The sequence below is a fragment of the Shewanella spartinae genome, assembly GCF_019457555.1.
GTDB classification, from domain to species: Bacteria; Pseudomonadota; Gammaproteobacteria; order Enterobacterales; family Shewanellaceae; genus Shewanella; species Shewanella loihica.
In genome coordinates, this window is record NZ_CP080418.1 from 3,828,511 (window position 1) to 3,849,183 (window position 20,673).

Genomic DNA, 20,673 nt, shown 5'->3' on the forward strand with positions numbered 1-20,673 from the left:
CATCTAGCCCTCCACACTGACCAAAAAAGGTGCTATTTTGTGGAGGCATTGACAGGCAACAGATAAAAATCACCACAAGAACAGGGCTTGTAGACCTTTCTGGGCGCATTTTTACCAAGGTTTAAAGGACTTTGCGCTAAAACGCTTGCTCTGTGTAGCCATTCTACACAAGTCAGCCGGAAACCGTATAGCTTCCAAATAACCTTGCCCGACTGGGCTCAGCGTCCTGCCATCCGTAGAAGCTCATCGTCTCTGGCCCCAGGCCAATAGCGAGACGACGAAGATTCATTGGTATCAGGCCACAGAGCGAAAGCCGAGTAGAAATTGTCCCCGAGAGCGATACTCACCTAGCAACAATTGAGCAAGAGGGTACCTAAATCATGGCGAAACATTCGCTGGACAAGGATAAGATCAAGATCCTGCTGTTGGAAGGCGTCCACCAATCTGCGGTAGATGTATTCAAGCGTGCAGGTTACAACAACATCGAATATCACAAGGCATCACTGGGGGAAGAGGAGCTGTTAGCCTCGATTAAAGATGCTCACTTCGTTGGCATCCGATCCCGTACCCAACTCACCAAGGCCGTGCTCGACAAGGCTGAAAAGCTGGTTAGCATAGGTTGCTTCTGTATCGGCACCAACCAGGTCGATCTCGCCGCCGCAGAAAAGCTGGGTATTCCGGTCTTCAACGCGCCGTTTTCCAACACTCGCTCCGTCGCCGAGTTGGTACTGGGTGAGATCATCATGCTGCTGCGTGGTATTCCACAGCGCAACGCCCTGGCCCACCGTGGTGGCTGGCTCAAGAGTGCCAATGGCAGCTTCGAGGCCCGCGGCAAGACCCTTGGGGTGATTGGCTATGGCCACATTGGTACTCAGCTGGGGATCCTGGCCGAAACCTTAGGCATGCGCGTCATCTTCTTCGATATCGAAGACAAGCTGCCGCTAGGTAATGCCCAGCAGATCCACTCGCTGGAGCAGTTGCTGTCCCTCGCCGACGTGGTGAGCCTGCACGTGCCAGAGACGCCGCAGACCAAGAACATGATTGGCAGCAAAGAGCTGGCGGCCATGCGTCAGGGCAGCATTCTGATCAACGCCTCACGCGGCACTGTGGTAGATATCGATGCCCTGGCCGAGGCGATCCGCGGCGATCATATCGTCGGCGCCGCCATCGACGTCTTCCCGGTCGAGCCTAAGTCGAACGACGACGAGTTTGTCAGCCCACTGCGCGGCCTGGATAACGTCCTGCTCACCCCACACGTGGGCGGCAGTACCCAGGAAGCTCAGGAAAATATCGGTATCGAGGTGGCAGGCAAGCTGGCGAAATACTCAGACAACGGCTCGACCATGACGGCCGTCAACTTCCCTGAGGTATCGCTGGCGCAGCATAAAGACACCTCGCGTCTGCTGCATATTCACCACAACCGTCCGGGTATTCTGATCAAGATTAACCAGGCCTTCGCCGAGAAAGGGATCAACATCGCCGCCCAATACCTGCAAACCACAGCAGAGATTGGTTACGTGGTAATGGAGGTCAACTCAGATCAGGCCGATGAGGCACTGGAAGAGATGAAGGCGATCGACGGTACCATCAGGACTCGTCTGCTGCACTAAGACGGCCCCGTGTTTGCGATAATAACCATCGCGATCAAAAATAGAAAAGGCATCACTCTGTGATGCCTTTTTGTCTATTAATTACCTTATCCCTATTGGACACGATAGGTCACATCGATATATTGAATCCCACCATAGATATCGAAACTGGTCACCGGATTACCCTGGCTGTAATCAACCTTATCTATATCCACTTTGTGAAGCACCTGACTATCGACGGTACGATAGTAATAGTCGTTATTCTCCATATCTATGATGGTGATAAAGGAGGTCTCCTGAGCACCGCCAGACAAGCCGCGACTAGGAAACGAACTGGCACCTTTCACATAATCGGTATTATTGAGCGTATGAATCACCTGATTGATCGCTTCAACCTTGGTCTTTGGCTTAGGTGTCAGATCTTTAAGTACCGCCGTTTTAACGCTCCGCTCCACAGCCGTATATCCTCCGGGTAGCCCTGCCAGCATTCCCTTAACGCTTGGTTTAGATACATCCAGATGGGGATTGGCATCCAGTAGCTCGCGGTACGCAACCATATGATCGCCAATTTTTGGAGAATTGGTCATCACACCAAATTCACTGTTATCCGTTACTGTCATCTCGCCATCGATATACTCGATCACAACCGCCTTACCCTGCTTATCGACCAGTTGCAGGTGCATAGGCAGCTCGATACCTAAATGGTTGTCGGCAGATTGATAGACGCTCGTCTCTGATAAGCCTTTCACCGCCTCATCTACACTGGCGTAGTGACTTAATATCCAATTACCTAAGGAACCCGATGCAATACTCGGCTTGCTCTCGTTACGAGGCGCATACTTTCCATCTGCAAACCAAAGCATTGCGACATACAGCCCCTTCTCGTTGATACCATCGGATACTAAACCTTCATGGGCCATTCCTGAGAACCCATATTTGTTGGTCCAACTTAAGGGCTTGTCTGCACCATAAGTTGTAAAATGACTCTCACGAGGGAAGTTGATGAAGTCGGTAGCAAATGAGGTTTGTGTTTGCTCATCGAAGCCAAACTCTACCGTTCTACCGATAAGAGGATGCTCATTGTTCGATGCCCCAAGGTAGACCAGACACGCCTGAGCGCTTGATATCGCCCCCAGAGAAGCCGTGGCAACCAGACCTAAAACAAAGGCTGTTTTCTTAAATGACTTTTTCATAATAAATCTCCGTTGAAATGGATTGTTTCGACGGAGCTATTGAACCGCGATTCGAATCGAGCCGCGAATAAGCACACTTAAGTTAAGCTTAACAGTTACAGCACGGAGCGCCCGGCACAGAAGCGTTCGGCCTCGGTCTGCAGGCACTCCACCAGGTAGTCACCCGCCGGACCGATAGAATCAGACCAGGCCAGTTCCATCGGCCAGCCTGACTTGTCGACCGCCACATCAACCTCAAGTGGTACTAACTTACCCTCACTAATCAGAGGTGTCGCCAGCACGCCGGGAAAGATACCAAAGCCCAAGCCATCGATAAGACCTGTGAGGTAATAAAAATGCCGCTCACATTGCATCACTGACCCCGAAAACAACAAAGAATGTAAGAGCTGCTGATCAAACAACTTGCTTGGAAATGGCATCAACTGGGTATAGTCAGCCAGATCGGCCTGGGTCAACTCCCCCTTGATCCTTGCCAGCGGATGCTGCGGAGAGGCCACCAACTGCCACATAAACGAAAATAGGTTCACAGAGCGCATGTTACGTTGTCGCTCCACAGGTGCCAGAGAGATACGAATATCCGCCTTAAATAGACTATCAGGATTGTCTATATCTAAAAGATTCACGGTAACCGAAGGGAAGCTTTGCCTAAATAGCTTGATAGCCTCGCTGATAAACCCAAAGTAACTTAACCCGTGTAAAACGATATTCAGCTCATCCTCTATGCCAGCCTGTAAGGCCTGCGCCTTTTTCTCTAAGGTTTCCAGCTGGGGAATAAGCTCCATCGCCTGCAGATAGAAGCTCTTGCCCGAGCTGGTAAGGCTGACCGCTTTACCCTGATGGCGCTCAAATAGCGTCACCCCAAGATCATCTTCGAAGGCGTCCATCGCCTGAGTCACGCCCGAGGTACTCTTACCTAGCTGTCTGGCGGCGGCCGAGAATGAGCCCAACTCGACGATCATCTTAAGATATTTCAACCGCTCTACACTCACTAACATGCTGCCTCCCGGGACACTGACGCTTTTTTATCCAGCTCATAGAAGCATCATAGAGATCTCAATAAACTTCAAGCAACTAGCACCGACTCCCACTAGCAGAATATCCCTCCTCACCGGCCTTAACGCCAAACCCAGGCAACCTGGGCGGCGCATAGGATATGATGCCGCGCAGGCAGCGGCTCTGCTACTTGGGCCCATCTTGGAGTCAGCGTGCCATACCAAAAGCGTTTAGGGATCATAATTTTAAAGATTAGCCTTAATCATTTGAAAGATTCCTCCTCTGGCCCCTTTAAATTTTTCCCCGCGCCCCTATATTGATGATAATGAGCCCTTAACCGGGCAACCCCAAATCTGCCCATTCGCCCAGGAACATGATATGACGCTTACCGTTTCTCAACCTCAGTGGCCCCTCAATGAGGCGCAACCCGCCATCGTTTTCAGCCAACTCTCCCATCTCGGCCTTATCTCTGTAACTGGCGAGCAGGCACGGACTTTCATCCATGGTCAGGTGACCACAGATATCACCTCCCTGGAAGCAGATCAGTGGCGCTGGGGCGCCCACTGCGATCCTAAGGGCAAGATGCTGGCAAGCTTCAGAACCTTCGCCCATCAAGACGCCCTGCTGATGATGATGCCAAGAGAGACGCTGGCGCTGGATCTGCCGCAGCTGCAGAAATATGCCGTGTTCAGCAAGGCAGAACTGGTCGATGCCAGCGACGACTGGTGCCTGTTGGGCGTCAGCGGCGAGCAGGCCCCAGCCTGGATAGCCCAGGCCTTTGGCGAGACCACAGCCGAGCTCACCGAGATCCCAGGCGGCGTCATCCTAAGAGACGGCGAACGCTTTATCTTAGCGGTCAAGCGCGATACCCAAGCTGATCTGCTAGCTAAGATAGACCAGCCGATCTATGACTTCAGCGCCTGGCAGGCGGTCGAGATCGCCGCCGGTCTGCCTAATATCTATGCCCGTCATCAGAGCCAGTTTGTGCCGCAGATGTGTAACGTGCAGGCGGTCGATGGCATCAGCTTCACCAAGGGCTGCTACATGGGTCAGGAAACCGTGGCCCGCATGAAGTATCGCGGCGGCAACAAGCGCGCCCTCTATATCGTCCAGGGCTCGGCCAGTGTGGCGATAGATGACGACAGCCAGCTCGAGATGAAACTGGAAGATGATGAAGGTTATCGCCGCGCCGGCACCATTGTAGAAGCCGTGCAGCGTGACGGTCAGCTGCTGCTGAGTGCCGTGCTGCCCAACGATACGCCGTTGACGGCTCAGCTGAGAGTGGCGGGCGATGAGGCATCAGTTCTCACCCTAGCACCACTGCCCTACTCTCTTGATGAAGAGTAAGCTCAGATTTAACGAAGAAAGGCGCCATTGGCGCCTTTTTTAATGTACGGCTCTATATTCAAGGCACTGTACCTAATGCTCAGTTCCTAATTATCAGAGCCTAATGCTCAGAGCCTAGTGCTCAGAGCCAACTGACTACTCCTTGTCCTGATGGCTGTCGCGGATCTTCACCGCCTCATCGACGATCGCCTTGAAATGGGTCACCAGCTCGGGGTCGAAATGTTTACCCGCCTCGCGGTCGATCAGTGCCAGGGTATCCTCCACGCTCCAGGCCTGTTTGTAGGGACGAATCGAGGTCAGGGCATCGAACACATCGGCAATGGCCACTATGCGCCCCTCGATGGGGATCTCTTCGCCGCTCAGCCCCTTAGGATAGCCCGAGCCATCCCATTTCTCATGGTGGGTCAGGGCGATGCGCCGCGCCATCTCCAGCATGGGATCCGGATGCTCGCCGATGATCTCGGCACCTATCTCTGCGTGACGCTGCATCTCTCGCCACTCTTCATCGTCTAACTTGGCGGGCTTCTTCAAAATGGCGTCCGGCGTGCCTATCTTGCCGATATCATGCATGGGCGAGGCGTTATAGATAAGCTCACAGAAATGTTCCGACATCCCGGCCTGGCGGGCCAGCAGACGGGCGTAGTGGCTCATGCGGATAACATGCATCCCGGTCTCGTTGTCCTTATACTCGGCAGCGCGGCCCAGGCGGCGGATGATCTCGAGCCGGGTCACCTCCAGCTCGCGCGTCCTGGCCTTCACCTCCTGCTCCAGCAGGCGTTTCTGATCGTACAGCGACAGATGAGTCTTCACCCTCGCCTTGACCACGGGGGCACTGACCGGCTTGGTGATATAGTCCACCGCCCCCAGCTCGAACCCTTGGGTCTCGTCGGCCACGTCGGTCAGGGCGGTGACGAAGATCACCGGAATGTGCGCCGTCAAAGGCTCTTGCTTGAGCCGCTTACACACCTCATAGCCATTCATGCCCGGCATCATCACGTCGAGCAAGATGATGTCAGGCGCGCTCTTGCCTGCGATCGCCAGCGCCTTAGGCCCGTCGATCGCCACCTTCACCTTATACTCATCCCCAAGAATACCCACTAAGATATCGATATTCTCCGGGGTATCGTCCACAACCAATACCGTGGCTTTCTCCATCAATCCCTTCTCCCGTTGCACCCTGTGATACTCAGCTGTTTGAGTATAGTTCCTACACGCCTAAGGCCCCGCAGCCCTTCGAAGCGGCGCGCAGCCTAATCTTGCCATCCCTCTTTGTCATACGCCCCAAGCGACTATCACGATCAGCAAGCTCACTCACACTTAGTCACTGCGTAAAGCCTAGCCATGCGTAAAGCCTAGCTAAAGATCTCCTCCACCAGCTCGATCGCCTCGTCAAACTGATAGGCGTTCACCATGTTGAGCACCGGCGCTATCTTGTTAGCGAGCGAGGTTGGCAGACGATCGCGGATCGCCTGTAGCTTCTCCACCGCCTCAGCGTCTGCCTCCTCCAGCATCTTGAGCAGCTCCTTGATGGCGGCGTCCAGCTCCTGGGCCGACATGGCTGGCGCATAGGCAGCCGACCCGGGCTCGGCGCCATCTTCTTGTGGCAGCGTCTCGGCCCCAGTCTGACTGAGCCAGTCACCTATGGTGGTACACAGGCTTTCTAACAACTCGCCCATCTGAGTCAGCGCCTCAGTCACATCGGCCTCGATCGAATCGCTGAGAGTCTGCTCCACCTGCTTGGCCAGGGTCACCAGCTCTGGGCAGCAGAGGTTACCGGCCACCCCCTTGAGGGTGTGGGCGTAACGCACCGCCTCCTCCTGCTTGCCCTCACGCTGTGCGGTGGCGATAAGCTCCGCGCAGCGGGACTGACCCGTATAGAAACGCTCGAATATCCGTCGGTAGAGACGCGCCGAGTTCTGCACCAGCTGCAGCCCCTTGTCGATATCCAGCGCCGGGTGTTGGGGCCAATAGGCATCCTGGCTGTGCTGATGAGTCTGCTCAGCGCTGGTCTCCTCAATCACTAGGCTGTCATCCCCCAGATATTCCAGCAGCGTCTTGTAGAGCAGCGACACCTCGATAGGCTTGGCGATATGGTCGTTCATGCCAGCGCGCAGGCACATCTCCTTATCCCCGGCCATGGCGTTGGCCGTCATGGCGATCACAGGCAAATCTGCCAACTCGGGACGCTTACGCAGCTCGGCCGTGGCCTGATAGCCATCCATTACCGGCATCTGACAATCCATCAGCACCAAGTCGAAGCTCTGCATGGCGAGCTTCTCCAGCGCCACCTGACCATTCTCGGCAATCGAGAGGATCACCCCCACCTGCTCGAGGAACTCACTGGCCACCTCCTGGTTCATCTCGTTGTCTTCCACCAGCAAGATGCGCTTGCCCTTAAGCTGCGCCAGCAAGGCGGGGCTTACCTCGCTGCCCTTGCGCCGCACTGGCATGGCGCCTTGCTTGCCCAGGGCCGACATGATGCCGTCCAGCAGGCGTGAGGCGCTGATCGGCTTAGTGATATAGCCCGAGATCCCCGCCTGCTCCGCCTTGTCGATAAAATCACCGTCGGCATGGGCCGAGACGATCAGCGTCTTGGGCGGGTTAGCGCGCTCGCTGAGCAGTCGCCGCGCCGTCTCCAGGCCGTCCATCTCAGGCATGCGCCAATCGATCAGCGCCACCCCATAGTCGGTCTCCTGACAGCGACTCAGCGCCTCGGCGCCGCTGCGCACCGTATCGACGGTAAAGCCCATGCTTTCGAGAGTGCTGCGCAGAATATCCCGGGCGGTGGCGTTGTCGTCGGCCACCAGAATCCGCATTCCTTCCAGTTCGTGGGCCACCTTGATCAGCTGATTGTCGGCGACCTTGAAGCGCACGCTGAAGAAGAAGGTGCTGCCGTTGCCGAACTGACTCTCGACGCCTATCTCGCCGCCCATGAGTTCCACCAGCTGCTTGCAGATCGCCAGCCCAAGGCCAGTGCCGCCATACTTGCGGGTGGTGGAACTGTCGGCCTGACTGAAAGATTGGAACAGCTTGCCGCGCTGCTCCTCGGTGAGGCCTATGCCGTTGTCGCGCACGCTGAACTTGAGTAGTATCTCCTCATCCTCGCGCACCAGTTGGCTGATCGACAGCATCACCTCGCCCTGCTCGGTAAACTTGATGGCGTTGTTCATCAAATTGATCAACACCTGACTGAGTCGCAGCGGATCCCCCACCAGATGGCGGGGAATATTGGGCGCCACGGCAAACAGCAACTCGAGCTGCTTGTCGGCGGCCTTGACCGAAAACATGTCGCTGAGATCTTCCAGCATGGTATCGAGCTGGAAAGGCACCGCCTCGATATCCAGCTTGCCCGCCTCTATCTTGGAGAAGTCCAGGATGTCGTTGATGATCCCCAGCAGCGACTTGGAGGCGCGGTCGATCTTCTCCACATAGTTCTGCTGCTTCTTATCCAAACTGGTCTGTAGACACAGCTGCGACATGCCGATAATGGCGTTCATCGGCGTACGGATCTCGTGGGACATGTTCGCCAGGAAGTCGCTCTTGGCCTTGCTGGCGGCGTCGGCCACATCCTTGGCCTGGGTCAGCTCCTCGGAGAGCAGCTTGAGGGAGCTGATATCCGCCATGGAGAGCACGGCGGAGCGATATTCCCCCTGCTTGTCGGACAGGCCCGTCATGTTGACGTCCATCCACCTGGCCTCGCCAGCCTGGTTGAGCAGGCGGATCTCCAACTTGACGCTGTCGGCGCCGTCGCTCATCAGGTGTTTAAAGCTGTTCTTGGCCTCGAGCCCCTGCTCAGGGTCCTGATAATCGAAGAAGAGACTGCCCTTGAGACGCTCGATCGGCAGCTGCAGATATTGGCTGAACTGCTCGTTGCAATCTAAGATGACGCCGCGATCGTCGACATTGACTATGCCGATACCCGCGTTATCGAACAGGGCCCTGAAGTGCGCCTCGCGCTTGGCCAGCTCCCTGTCCATCTGCTTGCGCTCGCTGATATCCATCAGGTAACCGTTCCAGACTATGCTGCCATCGTCCTGACGATCGCCCCTAGCCCCCGCCTGTAGCCAGCGCTGCTCGCCGGTGGGGTGTTGGTAGCGAAACTCTTCGATCCACTTGAGCCCCGACGCGCTCTCGCCGGAGAGGGCGCGAATGATGCGGGCCCGCTCCGACTCTATGATGCAATCGGCCACCAGGTCGAAGTTCGCCAGCAGCTGATCCCGGTGAAAGCCCAGGGTGGTGATGCAGGCGCGGGAGAGGAAGGTGAAGTAGCGCTGATCGTTGGCTATCCAGCGCAGCTGATAAACGGTATTGGGGATCGACTCAGTGATCGTCTCCAGCTGCTGCTGGGACTGGGCAATCTTCTCCTGGGCCAGCTTGCTCTGGGTAACATCCTGTATGCTGCCATCGAACCAGAGGGCGTTGCCCTCATCGTCATAGCTGGCCTTACCCTTCTCGTGTACCCAGCGCAGGCAGCCATCCCTATGCTGAATACGATATTGCACCTCGAAGCTCTGCTGCTCGGCGATCCCCTTGTTGATCGCCGTGTCGGTGGCTACCCTGTCCGCCTCCAGGATCAGGCTGGCAAAGACCCGTTTCTTGTTCTCGATAAAGTCGGCGGCGGGATAGCCGGTGATCTCGGCGATGTTGTCGCTGACATACTCCATCACCCACTGCTCGCCTAATCGGGTGCGGTAGACGGCGCCGGGAATGTTGCCCACCAGGCCTCGGAAACGACTCTCGCTGTCCTTGATCCGCTTGGCGGTGGCCAGCTCTTCTGTCATATCCCGTATCGAGGCCGCCACCTGGCGCAGGCCGTCACTGTCGGCGGGCAGCAGCCCCAGGCTGATCTCCACCGGAAACAGGCTGCCGTCGGCCTTCTTGGCCTTGAGGGTCTTACCCAGCCCCAGGCCCATGCGACGATCCACCCCTTCGCCGATAAACTTGGCTCTTAAGGCCTCATGATGCTTAACGCTGTCGGGCACCAGCTGATCGACATTCAGCGCCAGCATCTGCTGGGCATCAAAGCCAAACAGCTGTTGGCAACGACTGTTGCTGAAGACGACTTGGCCCTGCTCGTCGACGATCAACATAGCCTCGGGCGCCGATTCCAGCACGGCGTTGGACCAAGCCGCCGCCGAGAACTGTTCGGTCACATCGTTAAACAGCATCTCGATGGAGAGCAGCTCGCCGTTGTCCGCCAGCAGCGGCTGCATGAAGAGATCCAGGCGGCGCACGCTGCCGTTGGCGGCGATCATCTCCACCTGATGGGGCGGCACACTATTGCCCTGCAGGGCGCTGTCCATGTACTCCCAGTTCGCCTCGTTGATGGGGTTGTCGGAGAACATCCGCTGATATTTACGCTTGAGCAGATCCGGGCTGACCCCCAACACCTTCTCGACTCCGGCAGAGACCTGGGCTATCTGACCATCGGGCTCCAGCGAGCAGTAGAAGGACTTGTCGCTCATGCCATCGATCAGCTTGGCGAAACGATTGCCGCGTGAATCCAGCAGCGCCTGCTCGCGCTGGGCCAGCACCTCAGCCAGCTCGTTAAACTTATCCGTTAGGGTCTCCACCTCGGTCACCGCGCCCCGGGTACCTTCGATATGTTTGGTCTTACCGGCGCCGAAGGCCACTATGCCGGCGGCCAGGCGCTCGATGGGCAGTGACAGGCGTCTGGCGGTGAGATAACCCGTCAGGTAAAGCACGGCGGAGATCAGCAGCAGGGTCAGCACCAGAGAGGAGAGCCCCATATAGAGCTGGTGGGAGAGCTTGTCCTCTTGGGTCATGATCACTACCCGCCAGTTGAGCTTAGGCACCACGCCCACGCTGGCAAGATAGGCCTGACCATCGGCTGCCAGCATGCGGCTGTTACCAGATTTAGCCGATTGGAGCAGGGTGATGAAGTCGCCGTTGTCATTTGATGCGGCGAGCCACTTATCCGTGCCCTGGGACATCAGCAGCTGCGCATCCTTGTGGTAGATCAGCCGCCCCTTGTCGTCCAACACCAACATGCGATCGGCATCGATCCCCGCCATGGCTGGCAGGGCGTCCAGGGCCAGATCAACCGTCACCACGCCCCAATAGGGACTCGAAGGGCCGAAGGGCTGAGAGAAGGTGATCATCAAGATGTTGCCGGCGCCCTCGTCGAAATAGGGCAGCGACCAGTAGCCCTGAGGCTTGTCTATCGCCTCGCTCCACCAGGCCCATTGGCCGTCGGTATAGTCGTAGCTATCCGCGCCGATATCCAGGAACTTCACGCCGTCCTGATCCCGGAAGACATAGGGGGCATAGGGCTGCTGATTAGGTGTCAGGCTGGGGCGAAAGGCGATGGCGCTGGCATAGAAGTCGCTTTGGCGCTCCAGGCGCCGGGTCAGCAATGCCTTGAGCTCGCCATCTTGCCTTAGCAGCTGATCGCGACTCATCTGGCCTAAGAGGTCGGCAAAGGTGCGGGTATCCTTCTCGGCGAAGGAGAGAAAATGATGCACCCGGCTGGCCACCATCTCGGCCTGCTTTTCGAGATCGCCATAGAGGTAGCTCTCTTCGGCCCGGTAGTTAAACCAGGCGATCAGGCTCAACACCATGGCCATGATGGCGATAAGGGGTAAGGCAATCTGTACGATTATCCGGCTACGAAAGGTACGAAGTCTGCTCATGTCCATATTCCACAGTGCAATCGGCTTAGCGGCGCGCAGGCCTGCCACGGTTCACCCACTCAGCGCCAGTTTCATGACTTGACTAAGTAACGGGTAAACTCACCCACTCCCGTGTCTGCCTGGGGCCGTTTTCCGACACGAAAGACTCTGCTCTTCAAATAGTGAAAACTTGCTAACTTCATGATGAACCAGAAAAATACTTGCTCATTAAATCACCTTGCCGATCGACAATCAACCAGTTAGCGAGATCTTTACCTTTGGTCGAACACTCGGTTAAACAGGTGAAAAATAAGCCGCTTTTCACCAGCCCCTGAGCCGCCATCTGAAAGTGAAAATCCAACATCAAGTGCACGAGGTTTCACGACGATAGATCCTTTGCTCGAGGCGCTACGTAAGTAATACCAATCACGGTAAATAAGTGATCAGAAATAGCGCGGGAAAAACGTTCGAGAACAATGCAAATTTTTTGATAAGTAGTTATTCTACAATCAAAAATACTAACGCCGTTATCGGGCATTTTAACAAGCTAAAATGATCAGTTACTTACTACGATTGGTATTTAATTATAACCCTGTCTATTGGCTCTGGTTGGCAGTTGCAATCTGCTATCGATAGGGTTATCTATGGGTTTAATGGGCTATGGCTTTAATGGAAAGCCTGCCGCAAGCCAACTTCAGCGCTTGGGCGATCAAAGGATAAGGACTGGCAATGACGAGTGTCGCGACCCTCAGCGAGATCTCAAAGGGCTTTAACGACGGCGATAAGTTTCACCTGGTGCTGGACAGGCTCGACCTAGAGCTCGCCCTCGGCGAAACGGTTGCCCTCACAGGCCCGAGCGGAAGCGGCAAGAGCACCCTGCTCAATATCATCGCCGGTTTCGAGCGCCCTAGCAGTGGCGCCCTCACCCTATTAACCCAAGATACCCGAACCTGGGACGACAGCCGCTGGAGCCAGTTCAGACACCACCAGCTGGGCGTCGTCTTTCAGCAATTTAACCTGCTCACCCCGCTCAATGTCGAAGACAACATCGCCTTTCCCCTGCACCTTCAGGGAGACGGCTGGAACGCCTGGTGCGATCACCTGGTCGACGCACTCGGGCTAAGGCCCCTGCTCAAGCGTCACGTGGAGGCCCTGTCTGGCGGTCAACAGCAAAGGGTGGCCATCGCCCGGGCCCTGGCCCACAAGCCAGCATTATTGCTGGCGGACGAACCCACGGGCAACCTGGATCAGACCACCAGCCTGGAGGTGATGGCGCTTATCTGCACCCTGGCGGCCGAGCACGACACCAGCATCTTAATGGTGACCCACTCCATGGAGTGCGCCGCCTTCATGCAGCGCCGCTGGCACCTGGATCTTGGTCGGGTGCATGAGTAGCCTAGTTGTTAACCGTCAGGCGGGCGGCGTAAAGCCGCTGCTGCGCGCCACCCGCCTCACCCTCAGGGTATTCGCCGCCCACTATAAGAAGGCACCGCTGCAGGCGGGGGCGATACTGATCGGCATAGTGCTCGCGGTCACCCTGCTGACCGGCGTCAGGGCCACCAACGAGAGCGCCATCGACAGCTATGCCCAGGCCAGCGAGCTACTGAGCGGCCAGGCCAGCAATCTTGTCACCCCGCTGCCGGGCAAGCCTCTCTCTGAGAACCTCTATTTTGATCTCAGGGCCCAGGGGTTCCACCACAGCTTGGCGGTGCTTCAAGGCTCGGCCCTGGATAGCGCCCAGCACCGCTGGCAAGTCACAGGCAGCGATCTTATCGCCGCCCTCTCCGCCTTAGCGCCAAACAGTAAAAACAAGCCGCAAACAGACAAGCCATCAAAGAACAAGGTGCCCATGAGCGGCCCCCTGCCTCTGGCGGCCATGCTGGCGGGCGAGCCAATTGTGGTGATGAGTGAGGCCAACGCCAAGCGACAGCCAGAGCCCTGGCTCAGCCTCAATGGCATGCGTCTGAAGGTGGTGGCGGTCGATGAGAGTTACCAGCTAGGCGATCGCCTGCTGATGGATATCTCCCTAGCCCAGCAGCTACTAGGCAAGCCGGGCGAGCTAAGCTATATCGCCCTGTTTGACCCGCCCGGCGAACGTCAACAGCAGCTTCTTACATCCTTACTCAGCGGCCGGGGCGAATTGGTGGAGAGCGATAACGGCGAGGCGATGAAGGCCCTCACCAACAGCTTTCACCTCAACCTCACCGCCATGAGCCTGCTGGCCTTTATCGTCGGCCTGTTTATCGCCTATAACGGCGTGCGCTACAGCCTGCTCAAACGTAAACGGCTGATCATCCAGCTGCAGCAACAGGGCGTGCGCCGCGCCGCCATCATGCTCGCCCTGGGGCAGGAGCTCACCCTACTGGTGCTGCTGGGCTCACTCATCGGCTTCATCCTCGGGCTACAGCTGAGCTTCTGGTTGCAGCCTATGGTGTCTGTCACCCTGGAGCAGCTCTATGGCGCTAACATACTGCCGGGAAGCTGGCGCTGGCAGTGGCTGGCCCAGGCTAGCCTGCTGACCCTGATCGCCGCCCTGCTGGCCTGCGGCTCCCTGTTGGGAGAGCTGCTCAATCAACCCCTCGCCCAGAGCAGCGGCCAGCTCAGTCAGCAGCGCAGCAGCCAACTGGCGCAGAATCGCCTCATGCTATTGGCCTGCATGCTGGGCATCATGACCCTTATCCTGATGCCGCTCAGCCAAGACTACCGATTCACCATGGCGCTGCTGGGTCTGGTGGTGATCGCCATCCCCCTGGCCCTGCCCTATCTGCTCAGGCAGCTCATCGGCCTGCTACAGAGAATCAGCCCCAAGGGGCTTATCGGCTATCAGATCAGCGAGACTCGGGAGCTGCTGGCGCCGCTGTCGCTGGCCATGATGGCTATGCTACTGGCGCTAACCGCCAATATCGCCATGAACAGCCTAGTGGGGAGCTTCGAGATCACCCTCAAGCAGTGGCTGGACGCCAGGCTCCATGCCCAGCTCTACCTGCGCCCGCCCGCCAGCCAGATGGACGAGGTGGAGAAGATGCTGAGCCAGGCCCCCGAGGTGACCGGCCTCTACAAGCAATGGCTGCTCAAGAGTCACTACCAACAGACGCCCATCTTCCTGCTGACCCGGGATCCCTACTCCATCGAGCACACCACCATCATCAAGCAGGCGAAGCAGAATCTCTGGCGAGATTTTTTCTCGGCGGATCCCGAGCCTAAGCCACTCGCCCTGGTTAGCGAGCCCTTCGCCATCAAGCAGGGCAAGCAGTTGGGGGATAAGATACGTATTGCGGCCCTGGGCGAGACCGAACTCACCATAGGCGCCATCTATTATGATTACGGTAATCCCTACGGCGAGGTGATCATCCCGCCATCTCTGTGGCGCAGGGCTAACCTTGGTGAGACGCCCTTGAGTCTGGCCCTCACCCTGAGCACTGACGTGACTAGGTTTAGCCAGCAGATACAGACGCGCTTCCAACTGCCAGACGCGCTGGTCTACAGCCAGGAGAAGATCAAGGCCCAGGCGATCACCATGTTCAAGCGCACCTTTTCCATCACCCAGGTGCTTAACAGCCTGACCCTGATGGTGGCCGCCATCGGCCTGTTCAGCGCCTGCTACATGTTGACCCAGGCGCGCCTGGCACCTATCGCGCGCCTCTACGCCCTGGGGGTCAATCGTCGTCAGCTGGTGTGGCTGGTGGTTGGCCAGATGCTGCTCATGGTGCTGCTCACCTGTCTGGTGGCCCTGCCGACGGGCGCCCTGCTGGGGTACCTGCTGATCCATAAGGTGACCCTGCAGGCCTTCGGCTGGACCATCGCCATGGTGTGGGACTGGCTCGCCTACCTCGAGCTGGTGGGGCTGGCGCTGCTGGCCAGCACGCTGGCACTCGCCTTCCCCCTCTATCAACAAACCAGACGCCCCCTGGTGTCGAGCCTGCAACGGGAGGTCATATGACGAGCCGGCAACACCTTGGAATGATCGCACTAATGCTAACGGCCCTCTTGCTACCTAGCCTTATGCTGCTGGGCTGCGATTCGCCCAAACAGGAGTCTAAAGGCATGGGGGACCTCATGGGCTCAGCTTCTGGTTCTGATTCAACGTCTGGCGGCTACGCCAAGGTGATCCCGGGAAAACCACTTAGCTTCCCTAAAGATCATCTGGCCCACGACGACTTCAGACAGGAGTGGTGGTATCTCACCGCCAACCTCACCACAGAGTCAGGCGAATCGCTGGGGCTGCAATGGACCCAGTTTCGCATCGCTCTCTCACCTAGTTCACTCGAGTCATCACAGTCTCCTGGCACAAAAGAGTCACCGACTTCAGAAACGCCAAAACCAGAGAAACTAAAGCCAGAGAAACCAAAGCCAGAAACATCTTGGGCAACCAAGCAGCTCTACATGGCCCACAGCGCGGTCACCACCAGCGAGACTCATAAGGCGAGTGAGCGCTGGTCTCGGGCCCACCCCAAGCTGGCGGGGACAAAAGCCTCACCGCTCACCATAGCCCTGGATGACTGGCGCTGGCAGAGCGAAGGAGACGATCTGTTTCCGGCGACACTAACGGTTAACAGCGACGACTTTAGCTATCAGTTAACGCTGAGTAGCGGCGCGCCGTTGCAGCGCCAGGGGGATGAGGGCTACAGCATCAAGAGCGCGGATGGCGAGGTGGCCTCCTACTACTACAGTCAGCCCTTCATCGAGATCACCGGCAGTGTCACCCTGGATGGCAAAGTTCGCCGCGTCAGCGGGCAGGGCTGGCTGGACAGGGAGTGGAGCTCGCAGTTTCTCACCCGTCAGCAGCAGGGCTGGGACTGGTTCGCCCTGCGCCTCGACGATGCCTCTACCCTGATGCTGTTTCAGCTCAGATCACAAGATAGGAACTTTTACAGTGCGCGGTGCATGTTCGCCGACGGCAGCGGCCGCAACATAAAAAGCAGTGGCATCACGATGAAAGCAACCGACTGGCAGAAGATAGATGGGGCCAACTACCCCATCGCCTGGCAGATAGCCATCCCCAGCGAGCAGTTGAACCTCAACATCTCGCCCCTCAATCCAGACAGCCTGATGCCGCTGAGCGTGCGTTACTGGGAGGGCCCAATACAGGTGAGCGGCTCCCATCGAGGCCAAGGCTATATGGAGCTGACCGGCTACTAGCTCTAAGTGCGCCCTAGCGAAAAGGGGAAATTCTGACTAAGGCAGCGGCCTGCGTTTCTTGCCGGTCCACATGGCCCGCACCAGATTCTCCCGGTGGGCCAGGCTGCCGACAATCACCCCGGCGATATGCACCACAATCAGCGTCAGGCTAACGTTGGCGAAAAACTCATGCACCTCCTCCAGCGCGCCATCGGGCCAGGAGGCCACAAAGGTGGCGGCCAGCGGGCCATGGCCTGTGGTGGCGTAGAGCGCCATGCCGGTCAGCGCCGTCAGCGAGACGCAGGCGATCAGCGCAACTATCATCAGGCCGCCGGCGGGATTATGACCCAGATAGTCTTTCGCCCTGCCGGCAAAGAGCTGCTTGAGGTACTCCATCGCCTGGGCCGGAGGCCTGACAAAACTGCTGAATCTGGCATATCGAGTGCCCACCAGCCCCCAGATAATGCGCAGCGCCAATATACCTAAGATGATATAGCCGCCATAGCTGTGCACCAGCATCCATTCATCCTCCCCCTCGGTGAGATAGGTCAGGGTAAACAGCAGCACCAATGACCAATGAAACAGACGAATAAACAGATCCCATACGGGGATCTCCCGCGTATTTTCCTGTGTCATAGCTAGCTCCCTCCCGGGCAAAACCCAAATCACTAAATTAGCGCCAGCCCAACTAAGCTTGGGCTTTCACCGCAGGAGCAGATATCACCTTTGCCCCTCTTTTGGTTATACGCCCCGATGCCAAATTGAGCAAATTAACGACTGTTAAGGTGTTTAAAAACCTAAGTTGTCCAGCCCTAAAAACTGTTTAAATTTCGAACTGAGAGGCAGGTCACACGAAAAACTTTGATCTCGATCTACAAAAGCTCCAGTTACCTCTCAAGAGGTATACCCCTATCAAAAGCAAGGATTAGACTGAATCCTATCCTAATGCGGCCAAGCCCCTAAATATCGCCAATATCCCGGGAAGCAAGGCCGCCACAGAAGGGTTAACCCATGACACAGGAATATCATGTGACCAGCCTGGTGGTACACGCCGCCCCCGGCCAGGTCGCAAAAGTTACAGAGGATATCAACGCCCTTGCGGGCGCCGATATTCACGCCGTCACCGACGAGGGTAAGTTCATCATTACCCTGGAGGGGGCCACCCAAGGTGCGATCCTCGATAACGTCGAAGCCATCAACGCCCTTAGCGGGGTGTTATCAAGCAGTCTTGTCTATCACCAAGTTGAACCAATAGAAGAAAAGAGTGAGGAAACACCATGAGCATTAGCCGTCGCGAGTTTCTAAAAGCCAACGCCGCAGTTGCCGCTGCGACCACGGTTGGCGTCACTCTGCCAGTGAAGATCGTTGAAGCCGCTGAGCAGAATGACAACATCAAGTGGGATAAGGCCCCCTGCCGTTTCTGCGGCGTGGGCTGTAGCGTTTTGGTCGGCACCAATAACGGCAAAGTCGTTGCCACCAAGGGCGATCCAGAAAGTCCGGTCAACAAGGGCCTTAACTGTATTAAGGGCTACTTCCTATCCAAAATCATGTACGGTAAAGACCGCCTTACCACGCCGCTGCTGCGCATGAAGGACGGCCAGTATGACAAAGAGGGTGAGTTTACCCCGGTTAGCTGGGACAAGGCCTTCGACACCATGGCCGAGAAGTGGAAAAACACCCTCAAGACCAAGGGCCCTACCGCCGTCGGCATGTTCGGCTCTGGCCAGTGGACGGTATGGGAAGGCTACGCCGCCTCTAAGCTGCACAAGGCTGGTTTCCTCACCAACAACATAGATCCAAACGCCCGTCACTGTATGGCCTCTGCCGTAGGTGGCTTTATGCGTACCTTCGGTATCGACGAGCCCATGGGCTGCTACGACGACCTAGAAGCCGCCGATCAGTTTGTGCTCTGGGGCGCCAACATGGCCGAGATGCACCCAATCCTGTGGGCACGCCTGTCAGACAGCCGCCTGAGCAAGCCAAACAGCCGCGTGCATGTGCTGTCGACCTTCGAGAACCGCAGTTTCGATCTCGCCGACAATCCTATGGTGTTCCGTCCTCAGTCTGATTTGGTGATCCTCAACTTCATCGCCAACTACATCATTCAGAACGGCGCGGTGAACAAGGAGTTCGTCAGCAAGCATACTAAGTTTGCCCTGGGCACCACAGACATCGGCTATGGTCTGCGTCCAGATCATCCGCTGGAGAAGAAGGCCAAGAACCCAGGCAACGGCAAGTCTACCGCCATCAGCTTCGACGAGTACGCCAAGTTCGTCAGCACCTACACCCTGGAATATGCCGCCAAGAAGAGTGGCGTCGAGCCCGAAAAACTCGAGACCCTGGCCAAGGCCTACGCCGATCCAAGCGTGAAGATCATGAGCCTGTGGACCATGGGTATCAACCAGCACGTACGTGGTGTGTGGGCCAACAACATGCTCTACAACATCCACCTGCTGACCGGTAAGATAGCCACCCCAGGTAACAGCCCCTTCTCGCTGACGGGTCAACCCTCTGCCTGTGGTACCGCCCGTGAAGTGGGTACCTTCGCCCACCGTCTGCCGGCCGACATGGTTGTGGCCAATCCTAAGCACAGAGCCGTCACCGAGAAGCTGTGGCAGCTGCCGGAGGGCACGATTCCGCCTAAGCCAGGCTTCCACGCCGTGCTGCAGAGCCGCATGCTCAAAGATGGCAAGCTCAACTGTTACTGGACCATGTGTACCAACAACATGCAGGCCGGTCCTAACATCAACGATGAGATCTACCCAGGCTTCCGTAACCCAGAAAACTTCATCGTGGTCTCGGATCCTTATCCAACGGTTACCGCCATGGCCGCCGACCTGATCCTGCCGACCGCCATGTGGGTCGAGAAGGAAGGTGCCTATGGTAACGCCGAGCGCCGCACCCATATGTGGCACCAGCAGGTGAAGGCACCCGAAGGCGCCAAGTCTGACCTATGGCAGCTGGTTGAGTTCTCTAAGCGCTTCAAGGTATCAGAAGTCTGGCCCGCCGAGCTGGTGGCCAAGAAGCCTGAATACGCCGACAAGACACTCTTTGAGGTGCTGTTTGCCAACGGGGTGATCAACAAGTTCCCAACCTCAGACTGCAAGGGCGACCTGAACGACGAGTCGGAAGCCTTCGGCTTCTACCTGCAGAAGGGTATCTTCGAGGAGTACGCCCAGTTCGGTCGCGGCCATGCCCACGACCTAGCCGACTTCGACACCTACCACGAGACCCGCGGCCTGCGCTGGCCTGTGGTCGAAGGCAAGGAGACGCTGCGCCGCTTCGTCGAAGGTAGCGACCCCTATGTCAAAGCCGGCGAAGGCTATAATTTCTATGGTAAGCCAGACGGTAAGGCGGTGATCTTCGCCCTGCCTTACGAGCCTGCCGCGGAAGAGCCTAACGCAGAATACGATCTCTGGATGTCGACGGGCCGCGTGCTCGAGCACTGGCATACAGGGTCTATGACCGCCCGCGTACCCGAGCTGTACCGCGCCTACCCAGATGCACAGATCTTCATGCATCCGGACGACGCCAAGGCCCGTGGTCTTAAGCGTGGTGATGAAGTGGTCGTGGCCTCGCCTCGCGGTGAAGTCAAGACACGTGTTGAAACCAAAGGCCGGAACAAACCGCCACGAGGCGTGGTATTTATGCCATTCTTCGACGCGCGCCAACTGGTCAACAAGTTGTTACTGGACGCCACGGATCCCCTCTCTAAAGAGACGGATTTCAAGAAGTGTCCGGTAAAAGTGATGAAAGCCTAAAGCGGTTCATCGAACCCTTTAATCGCTTGAGTCAAACATC

At 57.0% G+C, this 20,673-nt stretch carries 12 protein-coding genes; 7 read left to right on the plus strand and 5 right to left on the minus strand.

From position 1 onward, the window contains the following. The first annotated feature begins 380 nt into the window (after nucleotides 1-380). Entirely contained in the window at nucleotides 381-1,610 is a 1,230-nt protein-coding gene (serA, locus tag K0I31_RS16575) for a phosphoglycerate dehydrogenase (protein ID WP_011866992.1), read from the plus strand. A 92-nt stretch (nucleotides 1,611-1,702) separates the two neighbouring features. On the opposite strand, the gene K0I31_RS16580 is transcribed toward serA, so the two are convergent. Both K0I31_RS16580 and K0I31_RS16585 read right to left on the minus strand, forming a co-directional pair. Beyond that, the gene (locus K0I31_RS16580; RefSeq protein ID WP_220079092.1) at nucleotides 1,703-2,782 is read right to left on the minus strand and encodes a linear amide C-N hydrolase; all 1,080 of its coding nucleotides are present in this window, start codon (nucleotides 2,780-2,782) and stop codon (nucleotides 1,703-1,705) included. 95 nt (nucleotides 2,783-2,877) lie between these two features. Further along, nucleotides 2,878-3,777 (minus strand): LysR family transcriptional regulator, encoded by a 900-nt coding sequence (locus tag K0I31_RS16585; protein ID WP_220079093.1) that lies wholly within the window; start codon nucleotides 3,775-3,777, stop codon nucleotides 2,878-2,880. A 376-nt stretch (nucleotides 3,778-4,153) separates the two neighbouring features. Between K0I31_RS16585 and ygfZ the strand changes: the two genes are divergently transcribed. Beyond that, nucleotides 4,154-5,122, plus strand: coding sequence for a tRNA-modifying protein YgfZ (gene ygfZ, locus K0I31_RS16590; RefSeq protein WP_220079094.1), 969 nt, complete (start codon nucleotides 4,154-4,156; stop codon nucleotides 5,120-5,122). A 135-nt stretch (nucleotides 5,123-5,257) separates the two neighbouring features. Here the strand turns inward: ygfZ and K0I31_RS16595 are convergent, their stop codons facing one another. Both K0I31_RS16595 and K0I31_RS16600 read right to left on the minus strand, forming a co-directional pair. Continuing rightward, nucleotides 5,258-6,277, minus strand: a complete 1,020-nt coding sequence (locus K0I31_RS16595) for a response regulator (protein ID WP_220080883.1) — start codon at nucleotides 6,275-6,277, stop codon at nucleotides 5,258-5,260. Nucleotides 6,278-6,474: 197 nt separating this feature from the next. Then, complete coding sequence (locus K0I31_RS16600) at nucleotides 6,475-11,781, minus strand: PAS domain S-box protein (RefSeq protein WP_220080884.1); 5,307 nt, start codon at nucleotides 11,779-11,781, stop codon at nucleotides 6,475-6,477. A 702-nt stretch (nucleotides 11,782-12,483) separates the two neighbouring features. Here K0I31_RS16600 and K0I31_RS16605 point away from each other — a divergent pair. The 3 genes from K0I31_RS16605 to K0I31_RS16615 are packed head-to-tail and all read left to right on the plus strand — an operon-like array spanning nucleotide 12,484 to nucleotide 16,893. Then, nucleotides 12,484-13,149, plus strand: a complete 666-nt coding sequence (locus tag K0I31_RS16605; protein WP_220072281.1) for an ABC transporter ATP-binding protein — start codon at nucleotides 12,484-12,486, stop codon at nucleotides 13,147-13,149. After that, nucleotides 13,142-15,694 (plus strand): ABC transporter permease, encoded by a 2,553-nt coding sequence (locus K0I31_RS16610; protein ID WP_220079095.1) that lies wholly within the window; start codon nucleotides 13,142-13,144, stop codon nucleotides 15,692-15,694. The genes K0I31_RS16605 and K0I31_RS16610 overlap by 8 nt, the downstream gene beginning before the upstream one ends. A gap of 20 nt (nucleotides 15,695-15,714) precedes the next feature. Beyond that, nucleotides 15,715-16,893, plus strand: coding sequence for a lipocalin-like domain-containing protein (locus tag K0I31_RS16615; protein ID WP_220080885.1), 1,179 nt, complete (start codon nucleotides 15,715-15,717; stop codon nucleotides 16,891-16,893). A gap of 36 nt (nucleotides 16,894-16,929) precedes the next feature. On the opposite strand, the gene K0I31_RS16620 is transcribed toward K0I31_RS16615, so the two are convergent. After that, complete coding sequence (locus K0I31_RS16620; RefSeq protein ID WP_220079096.1) at nucleotides 16,930-17,508, minus strand: cytochrome b/b6 domain-containing protein; 579 nt, start codon at nucleotides 17,506-17,508, stop codon at nucleotides 16,930-16,932. Between the two features lie 375 nt (nucleotides 17,509-17,883). Here K0I31_RS16620 and K0I31_RS16625 point away from each other — a divergent pair, with 375 nt between their 5' ends. Further along, nucleotides 17,884-18,153, plus strand: a complete 270-nt coding sequence (locus K0I31_RS16625; RefSeq protein ID WP_011867001.1) for a chaperone NapD — start codon at nucleotides 17,884-17,886, stop codon at nucleotides 18,151-18,153. Next, nucleotides 18,150-20,633 (plus strand): nitrate reductase catalytic subunit NapA, encoded by a 2,484-nt coding sequence (gene napA / locus K0I31_RS16630; RefSeq protein ID WP_220079097.1) that lies wholly within the window; start codon nucleotides 18,150-18,152, stop codon nucleotides 20,631-20,633. Before K0I31_RS16625 ends, napA begins: the two co-directional genes overlap by 4 nt. Nucleotides 20,634-20,673 lie beyond the last annotated feature (40 nt).

Bases quoted from the DNA above. Each gene is read 5' to 3' on its own strand.
- K0I31_RS16620 (WP_220079096.1), bottom strand. From the start codon at position 17,508: ATGACACAGGAAAATACGCGGGAGATCCCCGTATGGGATCTGTTTATT.
- K0I31_RS16615 (WP_220080885.1), top strand. From the start codon at position 15,715: ATGATCGCACTAATGCTAACGGCCCTCTTGCTACCTAGCCTTATGCTG.
- ygfZ (WP_220079094.1), top strand. From the start codon at position 4,154: ATGACGCTTACCGTTTCTCAACCTCAGTGGCCCCTCAATGAGGCGCAA.
- K0I31_RS16600 (WP_220080884.1), bottom strand. From the start codon at position 11,781: ATGGACATGAGCAGACTTCGTACCTTTCGTAGCCGGATAATCGTACAG.
- napA (WP_220079097.1), top strand. From the start codon at position 18,150: ATGAGCATTAGCCGTCGCGAGTTTCTAAAAGCCAACGCCGCAGTTGCC.
- K0I31_RS16580 (WP_220079092.1), bottom strand. From the start codon at position 2,782: ATGAAAAAGTCATTTAAGAAAACAGCCTTTGTTTTAGGTCTGGTTGCC.
- K0I31_RS16625 (WP_011867001.1), top strand. From the start codon at position 17,884: ATGACACAGGAATATCATGTGACCAGCCTGGTGGTACACGCCGCCCCC.
- K0I31_RS16610 (WP_220079095.1), top strand. From the start codon at position 13,142: ATGAGTAGCCTAGTTGTTAACCGTCAGGCGGGCGGCGTAAAGCCGCTG.
- K0I31_RS16595 (WP_220080883.1), bottom strand. From the start codon at position 6,277: ATGGAGAAAGCCACGGTATTGGTTGTGGACGATACCCCGGAGAATATC.
- serA (WP_011866992.1), top strand. From the start codon at position 381: ATGGCGAAACATTCGCTGGACAAGGATAAGATCAAGATCCTGCTGTTG.
- K0I31_RS16585 (WP_220079093.1), bottom strand. From the start codon at position 3,777: ATGTTAGTGAGTGTAGAGCGGTTGAAATATCTTAAGATGATCGTCGAG.
- K0I31_RS16605 (WP_220072281.1), top strand. From the start codon at position 12,484: ATGACGAGTGTCGCGACCCTCAGCGAGATCTCAAAGGGCTTTAACGAC.